Here is a 14900-nt window from a genome sequence, read left to right on the forward strand (position 1 = left end):
ATGGCCACTCCCGTCATTTCGGTCCGCGATCTCCATAAATGGTACTCAGGCGTTCACGCCCTCAAGGGCGTGTCGCTGGACTTTGCGGCCAATGAGGCCGTCGGTCTGGTCGGCGACAACGGCGCCGGCAAATCGACCCTGATCAACATCCTGTCGGGCGCGCAGACCGCAACCGACGGCGAAATTTCCATGGATGGCAAGCCGGTCCAGATAAGGACACCGCGCGATGCAATGAATCTGGGGATCGAAACGATTTACCAGTACAACTCCATGGTCCCGACCATGAGCATCGCCCGCAATCTTTTCATCGGCCGCGAGCCGCTGAAATTCTCGCTTTTCGGCCTCGGTGTTATGGACCGGAAGAAAATGGCCGATGAAAGCGTGCGGGCCATCGCCGATGTCGACCTGCATCTGCGCTCCCCCGATGCGCTTGTAGGCGAGTTGTCGGGCGGGCAAAGGCAGGGTGTCGCCATTGCCAGGGCCATGCATTTCAAGTCGCGGGTAATGATCCTCGACGAGCCGACAAACCATCTGGCGGTCAAGGAAACCGGAAAGGTGATCAGCTTTGTCAGCGGTTTGAAGACCCTCAACATCACCGGGATCTTTATCAGCCACAATATCCATCACGTCTTCGACTGCTGCGATCGCATCGTTGCAATGGCGCGCGGTGAAGTGGTGCTCGACAAGCGAACCGAAGAGACCACGATGGACGAAGTCCTGGACGTGCTTTGAACGGAGAAAACCATGGGCAATCTTGAGAACAAAACGGTTCTTCTGACCGGCGGGCTGGGTACGCTCGGGCGGGCGCAGGCCAGCAAACTGTCTGCCGAAGGCGCGAAAGTGATCGTGCTTGACCGACCGGACTCCGAAAACGGCGCCTCCCGCGCCGCTTCCCTGGGTGACGGCGTAAGTTTTTCCGGCTTTGATCTCAACGACCTGACCGGCGCGGAACAATCCGTAGCGCAGTTGGCCGAAGACGCCGGCGGCGTCGATATCCTGATCAACAATGCGGCCCTGATCATCAACAAGCCGCATGAGGACTTCACGCTGCAGGAATATGAGGATCAGATCCGGGTCAATTCCTCGGCCGCCTTTGCCCTGACGCGCGCCTGTACTCCGGCTATGAAAGAGCGCAAATACGGCAAGATCGTCAATTTCACCTCGGTCACGCTGACCGGTCAATGGGATGGATATGTCCCCTACGTTACCTCAAAGGGCGCGATGCTCGGGCTGACCAAATCGCTCGCCCGCGAACTGGGGCCGCATGGCATCAATGTCAACGCCGTCGCGCCCGGCGCGATCGTGTCGGAAGCCGAGGAGCGGGTCTTCGGCGACCGGCTGCAGGAATATAATGACTGGGTTCTCGACCGGCAGTGCCTGAAGACACGCATCCAACCCGAGGATGTTGCCGATCTCGTGCATTTCCTCGTTTCGCCCGCCTCCGACATGATCACCGGCCAGAATTTCGCCATCGATGGCGGCTGGTAGTCATGCAGGACACTATCGAGATCGTTGCCGGAGCCGCACGGCTGGTGGTTTCGCCTGATATGGGGGGCGGCATAGCCCGCCTTGATTACCGGGAGCGGCCGGTTCTGCGGTCCTGGGCAAGCGATGAAACCAACCCGTTCTCGCTGGCGTCCAACATCCTTGTGCCCTTCTCCAACCGCATATCGGGCGGCGGATTCAACTGGAATGGCAACTTTCATGTGGTAGAGCCGAACCTCACGGGCGAAGCCTTTCCCATCCATGGTGACGGCTTTCAAAAGCCGTGGACCGTCAGATCCACCGGGGCGGATGCTCTCAAGATGGAACTGTCCAACGGCAATATCGGTCCGTACCGCTATGCGGCTGCCCAGACATTCAGGCTTTCGCCATCCGGCCTTGCGGTTGACCTTGAGGTCACGAACAAAGCTGATGAGACCTTGCCCTTCGGGTGCGGTTTTCATCCCTGGTTTCCGCGCAGCGACGCAACGCGCCTTTCATTTGCCGCTGCCGGCGTCTGGCTGGAGGATGCGCGGTACCTTCCCGACAGGCATCTCGATATCGATGACAACCCGGACTGGGATTTCTCGCAACCACGCCTCCTGCCCGCAAGCTGGATCAATAACGGTTTCACCGGCTGGGACGGAAAAGCCCGTATCGATCAGGGGCAGGACGCGGTGTCGCTGACCATACGCGCGTCGCAGAACCTTGGCACAGCGATTGTTTTTTCTCCGGATGGGCAATCCGGCTTCTTCTGCTTTGAACCGGTTTCACACCCGGTCGACGCCTTCAACCTTCCGGGAAACCCCGGATTGAAGAGCCTTACTCCTGGTGAGAGCCTCCGGGCCTCGATGGAGTTGTCATGGAGCTGAATCATGAATTGCCGATTCCCTTCAAGCCCTTACGGGCAGCAGTGGGCGCGGCCCCTTAATGTCCTGAAGCGATGATTCATGCAGGCTGGCATCAAATCGCCAACCTGCTCTTTGTTCCGGTCCGGCTAGGCCGCCTGGTTGCCATGCTTGCGCAGCACCATGTCCGCCTGCTTGCCGGTGACTTCCGCCAGATGATCGAAGGCCTTGCTGAAGGTCGCCACGCCGGCAGTCGCCGAGCGCAGTTCGATAATGAGGTCCTGCATCTCGGCCTCGGGCATGATGGCATTGACGACATCCCAGCCGTCCCAGCCGGGACGGGCGTCAAAGCCAAGCAACTGTCCGCGCCGGCCGGAGACGATGGCGTTGATCCTTGCCGTCGTATCGTTCGGGCAGAAGATTTCCACCCGGCACATGGGCTCCAGGAGAACCGGCTTGCAGGCCGGCATTCCCTCGCGCATGGCAATCTGACCGGCGGTCCGGAAGGCCTGATCGGACGAATCCACCGAATGGAAGGACCCGTCAGACAGGTTGACCGCGACATCGACCACGGGAAATCCCAAAGGGCCTTCGCGCAGATAGTCGCGAATGCCCTCACGCACCGACGGTATATATTGCTTGGGCACCACGCCGCCGGTGATCGTGTCGGTGAAGACGAAGCCTTCGCCGCGCGATAGCGGCTTGATCTCGACAACAACATCGCCGAACTGCCCATGGCCACCGCTCTGTTTTTTATGGCGGCCCCGCACACTGGTCTGCTGCCGGATCGTCTCCTTGTAGGGCAAGGTCGGCGCGCCAGCCTCCGCCGATATGCCATACTTTCCTTCAAGCCGCTCCAGCACGACGCGCAGATGCATTTCGCCCTGTCCTTCCAGCAGCGTCTCGCCGGTGTCCTGACTATGCGCGACACGCAGCGACGGGTCTTCCTCAGCCGCCCTCTGCAACGCCGTCGAAAGTTTGACTTCGTCCTTGCGCTCTCTCGGCGCAACCTTGAGTGCGATCACGGGCTCCGCCGCGTCAAGCGCGATCAGGTTTTCCGCCGGCTTGGTGTCGGCCGTGACCGTTTCGCCGGTCAGCACCCCCTCAAGCTTGGCGAGCGCCACGGTTTCGCCGGGTCCGGCCGAACCGCGTTTGGTCGCATGCATGCCGAGAAGATCGGACATGCCGGAGATCCGCGCCTGCGATCCGTCCGGTTTGGTGACCGTATCGCCCTCGGCAATCCGGCCGGACAGGACACGCGCCACGGAGAGCTTGCCGCCATGGGCGGTATAATAGGTTTTGAGGACCTGCAGCCGGGACCCGTTCTGCGCATCCGCACCAAGACCCAGGCGCCGGCGTGTGCTGGCGATGCCGGGCGCCTCGTGCCTCAAGGCTTTCAAGAGCCGCCAGATGCCATTGGCATTTTGCGCCGAGCCGATGAAAACCGGACAGATTTCGCCCAACTGAAGCTCATGGACCAGATCGGTGAAGACCAGGTCCTGCTCCGGATTGATATCCTCGAGCAATTGTTCCATCAGCACGTCGTCATAATCGGCGATCTGTTCCAGCATTTCAAAGCGGGCTTCCACCTCGCGCGCCTGTTCCTCATCCGGGATGTCGATGACCTCGCTGGTGGCGTGCTCCTTGTAGACATAAGCGCGTTCGAGGGCGAGATCGATGAAACCCGTCGCAATACCTGACTTCCAGATGGGTATCTGGCGGACAACCAGCGGCACGCCCGAGGCCGGTTGAACGGCCTTCAAGAGCGTGCGCAAGCTGCCATGGAACTTGTCGATCTTGTTGATGAACAGAAAGTGCGGGACCGAGCGGTCCTCAAGCGACTTCAATATGATCTGCAGAGCCGGAAGCTTTTTCTCGTCGGCTTCAGCGACAACAATCGCCAGATCCGCCCCGGCAAGCGCTCCGTTTGCCTCGCTCAGAAACTCCACGGATCCCGGACAATCGATGAATGTGTAACGGTCGCCCAGATAGTCGGTCGAAGCGACATTGGCCTCGACACTCATGGCATGGGCCCGCGCCTCGGGCGAGCTGTCACCAACCGTACTGCCCTGATCGACGCTTCCCTGCCTTGCGATGGCCCCCGTGCGCGCCAGCATCGCCTCCAGAAGCGTCGTCTTACCGCTTCCGAAAGGCCCTACGATCGCGATGCACCGGGGCCCGGTTTCTCTGCCGCCTGCATGTCCTCCTTGGTCGTTGTCCATCTGCTGCCTCCCTTCGTGCCTAATTCACCTTGGGCGGCCTCCTCGCGCATGTCTTTTTGCCAATCGGCTCTATGCAGACATCATGGTAGCGAAAATCGCGGCCCGCGTCTTGGCAAGAATCGACGCGGCAATTTGCAAGCTGGAGGGCCGGCATACAAACGGCAGTTTGACGGGGGTCAATCGCCCGCTGTCATCAGCTCGTTGGCCAGGGCTTCGTCGACACAAAGATGGGTCACAAGACCGCCCCTGATGGCAGCCAGCGTCGGTTCGGCGCGGTCCCGACCGCACACCGCCAGGAGTTTCTTCGGCGCATGGCGGATCTGTTCCAGTTCGGCGGCGATCAGCCGGGAACTCGGCGCAAGATCCATTTGCCGCCCGTCTCGGTCAAGATATCTGCAGCACAGGATGCCCACCGCCCCGGCTTGTCGCGCCAGTTCGATCTCTTCCAGTGTCGCCATACCGGCAACCTGAAAATGCGTGTCATTCCCGACGTGTCCGACGGAGGCGATCGTCACATCGAGTGAAGTCAAGCGGTCGAGCTGGCTTTTGATTGTCGGCTCCTGCCTCATCATTCCGGCAAGCTCATCGGACGATACGATACCGGGCGCATGAAGCGTGAAGCACCGCGCATCAAGCCGGTTGGCAATCTGGATCGCACAAAACTCCGAAGCCGGCACACGTTCCGAGATCATCGACCCGATCAGCTGGCAGACTTCCGCGCCTTCAACCGGGCTGGATGCCATGACGTTGGACACCGCCATGATGGTTTCGCCCCAGGCAACACCGATCCTGTCACCGGGTTTGACGATATCGCGCACCGCGGACGCTGCAACGCGCGCCAGAAGCGGCAGGTCTGCCGCGCGGCCACGTTTGCCGGCGGCGCTCACGCTCCTGGAGACATAAACATCCTCCAGTGCAAACTTCTCTTTCAGTTCCCGCGACAGGGACGAATTGGACAGATGCCGGCCATCAACCCTGATATCGACGATGCCGCGCTCTCGGCTTTCGCGCAGCATGTTGACGATCGTCGCACGCGAGACCTGCATCCGCTTGGCGATCTCACCCTGGGTGAGACCTTCGCCATAGTAAAGCAGCGCCACATTGGAGAGCAGCGCATCCTTGTCGCCGCCCGAGCGTGGGTTTGAACCGTTTCTTGACATCAGCTCAACGGTTTACTTGTTTCGTGCCTTCTTGCCCATAGTTTTTGCGGAACCAGTTGTAGCATCTGTCGATCTCCTCAGCGGGCAGTTCCTCAACGGGACCCCGAAGCATGGCCAGATGCGTCGTCATGGCCGCTTCTTCCAGATACATCGCAATCGAGGTTGCCTGTGTCGCAGACCCGCCCATGGTGAAAACGCCGTGGGCCTTGACCAGAACCGCCAATCCGCCGTCCGCCGCCTCGATGATCGCTTCGCCGGTATCCACTTCACCGGGCGTTGCGTAGCGCGAGCATGGAACGTCGCGTCCGAGCATATGGGTGATCGGGGTCAAAACCGCCGGGATGCGTTCACCCCTGGCTGCGAAGCTTGAGGCATAGGGCGAATGGGTATGGGCAATGCCGAACACATCCGACCGGTGGCGGTAGATATAGAGATGGATACCGGTATCGACCGACGGCTTCATCTCACCTTCCACCACATTCCCGTCGACATCGACGACAACCATCGTTTCAGGCGTCAGCCTGGAGAACTTCACGCCAGAGGGCTTGATGACAATCAGTCCGGTCTGGGGATCGCGGCCCGACACATTGCCTCCGGAACCGACAACAAGGCCGTTGTTTGGCAGTTCATGGTTCTGTTCACAGACTTCCTGTTTCAGTCCTTCGAGCATCAGCCAGCGCTCCCTTCCGGAATTCCATGCGGATAAACGGCTATTTTCAATGACTGCTCCGCCTCCACCAGCATACGGAACGCCTCGGCGCTGTCTGCGATGTCAAAACGATGGGTCACCGCTTTATCGGCATCGATCCGGCCGGATTCCAGAAGCCTGATATAGCTGTAGGTGTCGGTATGGTCGGATGAATAACGCGACGTCACCGTGATCTGGTCGAAATAGGCGGCATTGCCGTCACGAACCCAGTCAACTCCAGGCGCCAGGGGTGCGCCGAGATGGAGGCATCCGCCGACCTCGACCAGTTTGAGCGCCTGATCCCAGGCCTCGGGGAAAGGCGCAATGACAATCACCGTGTCGGCAAGGCGGCCATTATTGGCCTCACGAAGCGCCTCAACCGCGTCCTCCGATTTCGGATTGATGGTGTGGGTGGCGCCGAATTCACGTGCCTTTTGCAGCCGCCAATCGGAAAAATCGAGCGCGATCACCTTACCGGCGCCGAAGAAAGGCGCGAGATGAACAAAGCCCTGCCCCATGAAACCGGCGCCGACGACGGCAATCGTGTCGCCCGGCTGGATGTGGCAGACCTTCAGGCCGGAAAGGACGCAGGACCAGGGTTCAATGGTGACCGCAGCCTCGTTGGAGATACTTTCCGGCAGCTTGTGCGTATCCATTGCCAGATGCTGGGGCAGAGCGCGGAAATACTCACATACTCCACCTGGGTCGATCCGCATTGAGGAGTAGAAGGGATCACGGGTGAAATGGCCCCGCCGGGACAAGTGACTGTTTATGCGTCCGACATGATGATTGACGAAGATGCGGTCACCAACGCTGAAATCCGTCACGCCCGCGCCAATTTCGACAATTTCGCCCACCGGCTCATGGCCGAGAACCTTGGGTTCAGCCTTTTTGTACCAGGCCATGGTCTCGCCGCCACACAGGCCGCAAGCCAATGTCTTGACCAGAACTTCCCCGGCACCGACCTTTGGCACCGGCCATTGTTCAATGCGGATGTCGTCCAATGCGTGATACACCGCAGCCGTCATCATGTCCTTCATGGATCTATCCTTCAATTTCCCGCAATTTCCGATGAGCCGAGCGGCTGGAATCGGAAAGAACCCGGTAACGGGCAAAGTGCCTTCCATAGGCCTCATGGCGCTGCGCATCGGGCTCCATGACAGTGAGATCCGCATCGCGCCGGCTCAATTCCACGGCGGAGCCGAAACCGGCAGCCGCAGCGCCAATGCAGGCCGCTCCCCAAAGGCCATGGTCCGAGGCCTCGCTGACCTGGATAGGTCGGCCGATAATATCGGCAACGATCTGGCACCAGAGCGCATTTTTCGATCCTCCGCCGGTCAAATGCACCGGCCCCTGTGGCAGGCCGCCCTCTTCCTCAATGCAATGGCGAAGGCTGAAACCGGTGCCCTCCAGGACGGCCCGTGCCATTTCGGCCTTTGTCGTCGCCGCTGACAGGCCGGCAAAACTTGCGCGGATATCCGGGGCCACGAACGGCGCTCGTTCACCGTCGAGATAGGGCAGGAATGTCACGCCATTTGCACCCGGCGGCACACTTTCGACAAGCTGATTGATGTTATCGGCAATGAGAGCCGTGTTTTCTGCGCCGAGGGTCGCGGGATGAAGGCTTGCAAACCAGTCGAATGCGCCGGTGCCGGTTGTCGGCGCAAGCACCCTGATGACCGCATCGGATGTCGGGTGCAGCGCACTGGCGCCAACTGGCGTATCGACCGGTTTGATGCGATCCGTCAAAATACTGACAACCGCCGTGGTGCCGATAATCATGAAGCTCTGACCAGGCCGGTCGAGCCCAAGCCCTACGGTCATGGCCGAAAGGTCCATTGTCCCCACCGACACCGGGAGCCCGGTCGGCAATCCGGTTGCCCGCGACGCATCGTCCGTGACACGCCCGATCATCGTGTCGGCCGGACTCGGCTGCACCAGTCGCTCCGACAGGTCGCCGCAACCCAACGCTTCGATCTGAGCGGGGCCATAAGACCGGGTGGAGAAATCCAGAAACGGTATGGACGCATTTGAGAAATCGGTGGCGAGTTCGCCGGTCAACCGTGCGCAAATCCAGTCGGCACAGGTAAAGACATATCTGACCTTTTGGGCCTGCGCCTTCCGGTTTTCCTTCAGCCAGTGCCACAGTGGCGCCGACGTTCCCGACCAAAGCGCCGTGCCGCACCCCCGCCCGATGGCCGCTAAAGCGCCTGAGTCGGATAATTTCAAGACGTCGTCTGCAGCACGCGTGTCGTTCCACAGCATCGCCGGGCCGACCGGCCGCAGATCTTTGTCCACGGCCCAGAGGCCATCACCCTGTGCGCATACACCGAGGGAGCGGACCTCTTCGACATCTGTTTTTGTGCAAAGATCGCTCAGCACCCCGGCGACGGCCTGCCAGACATCGTCCATGTCCTGCTCGACGCCGCCGCCCGGCAAACGGTTCAGATTGGCGCCTGTCTCACTTAACGCGAGGGTTTCACCATGCGGCGTGTAGACGGCCGCCTTGATTGCCGATGTCCCTACATCCAGACCAATCCACATGAACGCGCCATCCTTCCATCTATAAACTATACAAATGTCCCAAATTCTGACTTTTGTAAAGTATCACCACGTACATTCAGCAGATGGCCAAAGACCGCCGATAAGCAGACTTCGCGTTCAGCCCGAACCGGCCGCGTCCAACTGTGGCGGCCTGTCCACGGATAGCGGCGGCAGATCCCGGAGCCATTTCTCCACCCGCACCAACGCCGTGTGGGCGATGTTGCCCTGCGAAAGATCGGAGGTGCCCTTGTCGATGGTCAGGACATTCGGGTTTCCGTGCACCTCGAGCCTTTCACCCTCAACAATCTGGGGGTCGTACCAGGCCCCCGTCGCCAGGGCGAGACAGTCCACGCGCATGGCGTCATCCAATTTCAAGCCGGCAAGACAGGCTCCGCGTTCATTGAAGATGCGGATAATATCTCCTTCTGAAAGACCGCGCTTTTCAGCGGCCTGAGGATGCATATAGGCCGGTTCCCGGTCACGAATCTTCGAGGCGCGCGATTCATTGCCCCTGTCATTTTGGGAATGCAGGCGCGTGTCCGGCTGGCCGGAGAGCAGGTGAAGTTCATCCTCCTGAGCATCAAGCAGGCTCTCGGCCGGCTCGAACCAGGCAGGGTGTCCCGGGCAGCCGTCAAGTCCGAGAGCGTCTATACGCTCGCTGAAAACAACGAGGCGGCCGGATTCGGTATCCAGGGGATTGGCGTCCGGATCTTCGATGTAGTCTTGCAACCCGATGTGATGCTGGACGGAGTCCGGTATTTCAAAGCGGCCGGCCTTGCTGAACTCGTCGAACTCCGGGAGCATAATTCCGTGTGCTTCGGCAATTTGCACTGACTGCGACCACAGACGCCGCAACCAACCCTCCACATCAAGGCCTTCGGTGAACTGCTCTTCAAAACCAAGCCGTGATGAAATCCGGCGAAAAATCTCAAAATCGTCCAGCGCCTCACCCATCGGCTGCATGGATGGTGACATATAGATAAGGCTCGGATCACGGCGGTTCATCATGATGTCATTGCGCTCCAGCGGTGTGGTCGCCGGCAAGACGATATCGGCGCGTCTTGCCGTGGCAGTCCAGCTGTGATCGTGCACAATGACCGTCTCCGGCCGTGTCCAGGCCTCTTCAAGTCGATGAAGGTCCTGATGGTGGTGAAACGGGTTTCCACCGGCCCAATAAACGAGCTTAATGTCCGGGTACTTTCTGTCCTCAAGGTTATACCGGTAGGGTTTGCCGGGACTGAGAAGCATGTCGGCGATCCGCGCAACCGGTATGAAATCGTCGACCGGGTTGCTGCCTTGACGAAATGACGGCCATGGAATGAGCTTTATCGACCGGCCCGTCGCCGTGACGCTTCCGTAACCGAAGGCATATCCGGTTCCCGGTTGGCCGATCTGGCCGATCGCGCAGGCAAGTGCGAGCCCTGCCCACAATGGTTGCTCGCCATGATCGGCCCGTTGAAGAGACCAGGCCATTGCAATCATGCTGCGCCGTGTGGCGAGCACATGCGCCAGAGAGCGAATGGTCCCGGCCGGTATATCACACAGACCGGCGGCCCATTCCGCGGTCTTCGGATGATTGTCGGCGCGGCCCATTACATAGTCTTCAAAGGCACCCCAGCCGCTGGTGTAGCGATCGATGAAGGCGCGATTTTCCAGTCCGGCATCGATAATCTCATAAATAAGAGCAAGCAGAAATGCGGTGTCGGTTCCCGGCCTGATGGACAACCATTCACCACCCTTGAGATCGGATTTCATGGGCGAGACGTTCACAACGCGCATGCCCTTTTCAAGTATTCTTTCAAGCCAGCCGCCGATTTCATGATGGGAGGTGCCGGCAGAGGCGATCTGCGCGGTGCGGCTCGACAATCCACCCACAGCCAGCAGCACTTCGCAATGCTTTTCGACAAGCTGGATGCCCGTCGTGCGATCCTGGAACTGCCGGTAGGTTCGGCCCATCATATGCGGGAACAACACCTCCGCAGCGGCATGAGAATAGGTATCCCTGGATGAAACGCAGCCGCCGGCAAGATTGAGGAAACGTTTGAGCTGGCTTTGAGCGTGATGGAACCTGCCAGCACTCGCCCAACCATAGGATCCACCGAAAATCGCCCCGTTTCCGTGGTTGTCACGAACCCGGGAAATCTCTTGCGCAACCAGATCAGCGGCACGGTCCCATCCGATTTCGACGAAACTGTCGTCGCACCGGTCGGCGCCCCTGTCTCCCTCCAGCCAGCCTTTCCGCACGGCCGGTGCAAGAATCCGGCTGCGGGGATCCTTTGCCGCCGATGCCCAGCCCCTGGCAATCCGCGAGGGCTCGGGATCGTCCTCGAGCGGATGCAGATTTCCCTGACCGTCTATCGTGCACACACCCCAGTGCGCGGCCGTGTATTTCATGTCTGTTCGTCCTTTTCAGTCCAGAATCAGCTCAATTCGCGATTGTTCCACGGATTGCGATCAAAGACACTTTTCAGCACATGCTCCGGACAATATCAATTCGAACCTTGAGATTTACATATGACTACTATAATGACATTTGTAAAATCAAAGGAGCATCGGTATGCGCAACGAAAAATCCACGCAGGACGTCGCACTCGGCATTCGCAGGCGGGTTTTCGAACATGCCATGAAAAACAATGGCGGATATCTGAGCCAGGCCTGCTCAGCCGGCGAGCAGCTGGCGTGGCTTTACAATGAAGAACTCAAGCTGGGCGATCCGACGCTGCCTCCAATTCCGAAGCCCTTTGCCGGCGTGCCATCCGCCGACAATCCGGACTATCATACCGGCGCCGGATATAACGGCCCCATGGAGCCACAGTTCGACCGGCTGTTCATCGCCCCCGCCCACTATGCGCTGGTGGCCTATGCAACGCTGATTGAGGTCGGGCGGATGGCCCCTGAAGGTCTTGAAATGTTCAACCAGGACGGCTCGAGCGTCGAGATGATCGGCGCGGAGCATTCTCCCGGCATGGAGGTGCACAACGGTACGCTGGGGATCGGGCTGTCCACGGCGGCAGGCCTTGCCTACGGCCGCAAACGGCGCGGTGAGCCGGGGCGAACCTGGGTGTTCATGTCCGATGGCGAGGTCCAGGAGGGACAGACCTGGGAGGCAGTCCAGGCAGCTGCGTTTCACGGAATCGACACCCTCTACGCCATTATGGATGTCAATGATCAACAGTGCGACGGCGCAATGTCTTCCGTGATGGAGGTTGGCGACATCAAGCAGAAATTCATCACCTTCGGTGCAGCCTGCGTCGAGATTGACGGCCACGATATTCAGGCGATGCGCGATGCGGTGAACGAGCCGCATGAAGGCCGTCCGCTTATCATTCTCGCGCGCACCAATCCTTTCAACACGATGCCTATCCTGGAGGAACGGTTCCCGCGTCTTCACTATGTGCGGTTCAAATCCGAGGACGAGCGGGCACGTATGAATGTCTCGATTGCCAAAGACCTTGGCGTTGAGCCCATCGATTACGGACACTAAGGAGAGCACTCAGATGGTTGAGATGGTGACACGCCCCTACGCTTCCGCCTTCGAGAAATATGCAGCCGGCAATCCTGACATCCTGTGTCTTTCTGCTGATTTGACATCCTCTTGTGAGGTGGACGGATTTCGCGACCGCCACCCCGATCAATTCATCTCGTTGGGCATGGCGGAGCAGAACATGATGAGCTTTGCCGGCGGGCTTGGCCTGGCCGGCTTCCGTCCGTTCATTCACACATTCGGCGTGTTCATGTACCGGCGCCCCTATGATCAGCTGATGGCGTCCATCGCCTATCCGCGTCGCAAGGTTCGGCTGATGGGGTTCCTGCCGGGCGTCACCACCCCGGGCGGCATGACTCACCAATCCATCGAAGACATTTCCGTCATGCGCTCGATCCCGAACATGACGATCCTTGAAACCGGCGATGCGACCGAGGTGGAATCAATCTGTGAAGCGGCCGATTCGATCGACGGACCGGTCTGGTGCAGGATCCTCAGGGGATCGGTACCCAGATTGTTCGATACGCCGATCAAGGTTGGCGAGATGCGTGAACTTGCTTCCGGACAGGATGTTCTCGTCGTCACGACGGGTATCTGCACCGAGGAGGCATTGCGGGCCCGCTCAGCGCTGGCAAAGGCCGGCCTTTCCATCCGCCATCTCCATATCCACACCATCAAACCCTTCGACCCCGCCGCTCTGCTCGATCACATCGAGTCGGTTAGACACGGCGTCATCACGTTGGAAAACCATGTGACCGAAGGCGGTGTCGGCAGCCTGGTCGCCGAGACAATGGCGGACGCGGGGGTCGGCAAGCGGCTGATACGGCTTGGCCTGAAGGATACCTATGCCCATGGCGGTTCACGCCCCTATCTGATGCGTTATTACAAGCTCGACGCACTGGCTCTGGTGGAAGGCATTGAGCAATTGACCGGGCAGCAATTCGGGATCAGCGAAGACGATCTCGACGCCGCACGTGTTGAGGACGTCCATACGCTGGTCAAAGCCGAGGCGCTTTAGCACTCCGGCGACGGCCACGGGCGGCATGATGCCGCCTTGCTGACTCGATGCCCGTATCGATTGAAGGCGACAAACTTCGCGTTCACGATCATTGTCATTTGCTGCCGGTTTGCGCCTTCGATATAATCTTGATGGTACTCACCACAGCTTGCCAAGGATGCGGTCCCTCCAAAACCGGCCGGACGGTTTGCAAGGTACCCCTTCGCTCCCGGTTCATCCGAACCCCAAAAGCGCTCACAAAAGATTTGTTCAGTCAGGACCATAGCCATGACCTCCAGTTCCTACGTGCCCAATCCCGACCGCTACGGCGACATGATCTACAATCACTGCGGCAATTCGGGTCTGAAACTGCCTGCCATTTCACTGGGGCTGTGGCACAATTTCGGGCATGACAGGCCGCATCAGCTCAAGCGTGACCTATGCCGCACCGCCTTTGACCTCGGCATCACCCATTTCGACCTAGCCAACAATTACGGCCCGCCCCCCGGCAGCGCCGAGGAGGCATTCGGCGAGATCCTCAAAACCGACTTTGCCGGATACCGTGATGAACTGGTGATTTCCTCCAAGGCCGGTTACGAGATGTGGGCAGGCCCCTATGGAGAATGGGGCAGCCGCAAATACCTGATCTCTTCCTGCGACCAAAGCCTGAAGCGCATGGGCCTCGACTATGTGGATATCTTCTATTCGCACCGCTTCGATCCGGATACGCCACTTGAAGAAACCATGGGCGCGCTCGATCAGATTGTGCGTTCCGGCAAGGCCCTTTATGCCGGCATCTCCTCCTACAACTCCCAGCGCACGCACCAGGCCGTCGCAATCCTGAAAGATCTTGGCACGCCCTGCATCATTCATCAGCCAAGCTACAACATGATCAACCGATGGGTTGAGGAAGACGGGCTGAAAGATACGCTCAAGGAACTGGGTGTCGGGTCAATCGCCTTTACTCCGCTCGCCCAGGGCATGCTGACAGACAAATATCTGAAAGGCACGCCCGAGGACAGCCGCGCATCCCAGGGGAAATCGCTCAATCCCGACCTTTTGACCGCGCAGGCTGTCGACAATCTCCGCAAGCTCAACGAGATCGCTGAGCGGCGCGGTCAATCGCTTGCGCAAATGGCGCTCGCATGGGTCCTGCGCGGCGGCGGCATAACGACCGCTCTGATCGGCGCCTCGAGGCCCGAACAGATCGCCGACTGTGTTGCGTCGCTCGCAAACCTTGAATTCAGCAGGGATGAGCTGGACGATATCGACCGGTATTCAGCCAATGGCAACGTTAATTTGTGGGCGCGCTCTTCGAATAGCTGACATCACTAAAAGACAGGCACCGCAGCCGCCTTTCGAGGCTGCCTGCGGTGCCGCAAACGGGATCTGCAGGGCGCTACTTTGTCACATTGCGGCAGCAGGCCGCAGTTTAGAATTGATCTAAATCAATGAGCTTCATGCATTAATTACAG

At 59.3% G+C, this 14900-nt stretch carries 12 protein-coding genes; 6 read left to right on the plus strand and 6 right to left on the minus strand.

Features of this window, described 5'->3' with window-relative positions; genetic code table 11:
• The 3 genes from OQ273_RS13325 to OQ273_RS13335 are packed head-to-tail and all read left to right on the plus strand — an operon-like array spanning nucleotide 1 to nucleotide 2354.
• A complete protein-coding gene (locus OQ273_RS13325; RefSeq protein ID WP_267990986.1) occupies nucleotides 1–732 on the plus strand; it encodes an ATP-binding cassette domain-containing protein in 732 nt (243 codons plus the stop codon).
• A gap of 12 nt (nucleotides 733–744) precedes the next feature.
• Entirely contained in the window at nucleotides 745–1488 is a 744-nt protein-coding gene (locus tag OQ273_RS13330) for an SDR family oxidoreductase (RefSeq protein ID WP_267990987.1), read from the plus strand.
• Between the two features lie 2 nt (nucleotides 1489–1490).
• On the plus strand, nucleotides 1491–2354 hold the full coding sequence (locus tag OQ273_RS13335; RefSeq protein WP_267990988.1) for an aldose 1-epimerase: 864 nt from the start codon (nucleotides 1491–1493) through the stop codon (nucleotides 2352–2354).
• Nucleotides 2355–2479: 125 nt separating this feature from the next.
• Here OQ273_RS13335 and OQ273_RS13340 read toward each other — a convergent pair whose 3' ends face one another.
• The 6 genes from OQ273_RS13340 to OQ273_RS13365 all read right to left on the minus strand — a co-directional run bounded on the left by OQ273_RS13340 (nucleotide 2480) and on the right by OQ273_RS13365 (nucleotide 11338).
• Complete coding sequence (locus OQ273_RS13340) at nucleotides 2480–4552, minus strand: elongation factor G (protein WP_267990989.1); 2073 nt, start codon at nucleotides 4550–4552, stop codon at nucleotides 2480–2482.
• A gap of 176 nt (nucleotides 4553–4728) precedes the next feature.
• The gene (locus tag OQ273_RS13345) at nucleotides 4729–5712 is read right to left on the minus strand and encodes a sugar-binding transcriptional regulator (protein WP_267990990.1); all 984 of its coding nucleotides are present in this window, start codon (nucleotides 5710–5712) and stop codon (nucleotides 4729–4731) included.
• Between the two features lie 4 nt (nucleotides 5713–5716).
• Nucleotides 5717–6382 (minus strand): class II aldolase/adducin family protein, encoded by a 666-nt coding sequence (locus OQ273_RS13350; protein ID WP_267990991.1) that lies wholly within the window; start codon nucleotides 6380–6382, stop codon nucleotides 5717–5719.
• Nucleotides 6382–7440 (minus strand): zinc-binding dehydrogenase, encoded by a 1059-nt coding sequence (locus tag OQ273_RS13355; protein WP_267990992.1) that lies wholly within the window; start codon nucleotides 7438–7440, stop codon nucleotides 6382–6384. Before OQ273_RS13355 ends, OQ273_RS13350 begins: the two co-directional genes overlap by 1 nt.
• A 4-nt stretch (nucleotides 7441–7444) precedes the next feature.
• Entirely contained in the window at nucleotides 7445–8944 is a 1500-nt protein-coding gene (locus OQ273_RS13360; RefSeq protein WP_267990993.1) for an FGGY-family carbohydrate kinase, read from the minus strand.
• A gap of 117 nt (nucleotides 8945–9061) precedes the next feature.
• Nucleotides 9062–11338: a molybdopterin-dependent oxidoreductase gene (locus OQ273_RS13365; protein ID WP_267990994.1), complete on the minus strand. Its 2277-nt coding sequence runs from the start codon at nucleotides 11336–11338 to the stop codon at nucleotides 9062–9064.
• Nucleotides 11339–11501: 163 nt separating this feature from the next.
• Here OQ273_RS13365 and OQ273_RS13370 point away from each other — a divergent pair, with 163 nt between their 5' ends.
• The 3 genes from OQ273_RS13370 to mgrA all read left to right on the plus strand — a co-directional run bounded on the left by OQ273_RS13370 (nucleotide 11502) and on the right by mgrA (nucleotide 14751).
• Nucleotides 11502–12428, plus strand: a complete 927-nt coding sequence (locus OQ273_RS13370) for a transketolase (protein WP_267990995.1) — start codon at nucleotides 11502–11504, stop codon at nucleotides 12426–12428.
• A 13-nt stretch (nucleotides 12429–12441) separates the two neighbouring features.
• Nucleotides 12442–13446: a transketolase family protein gene (locus tag OQ273_RS13375; RefSeq protein ID WP_267990996.1), complete on the plus strand. Its 1005-nt coding sequence runs from the start codon at nucleotides 12442–12444 to the stop codon at nucleotides 13444–13446.
• 267 nt (nucleotides 13447–13713) lie between these two features.
• Nucleotides 13714–14751: an L-glyceraldehyde 3-phosphate reductase gene (gene mgrA, locus OQ273_RS13380; RefSeq protein WP_267990997.1), complete on the plus strand. Its 1038-nt coding sequence runs from the start codon at nucleotides 13714–13716 to the stop codon at nucleotides 14749–14751.
• The last annotated feature ends 149 nt before the right edge of the window (nucleotides 14752–14900 follow it).

The sequence above is a fragment of the Hoeflea prorocentri genome (assembly GCF_027944115.1).
Taxonomy (GTDB): Bacteria; Pseudomonadota; Alphaproteobacteria; order Rhizobiales; family Rhizobiaceae; genus Hoeflea_A; species Hoeflea_A prorocentri.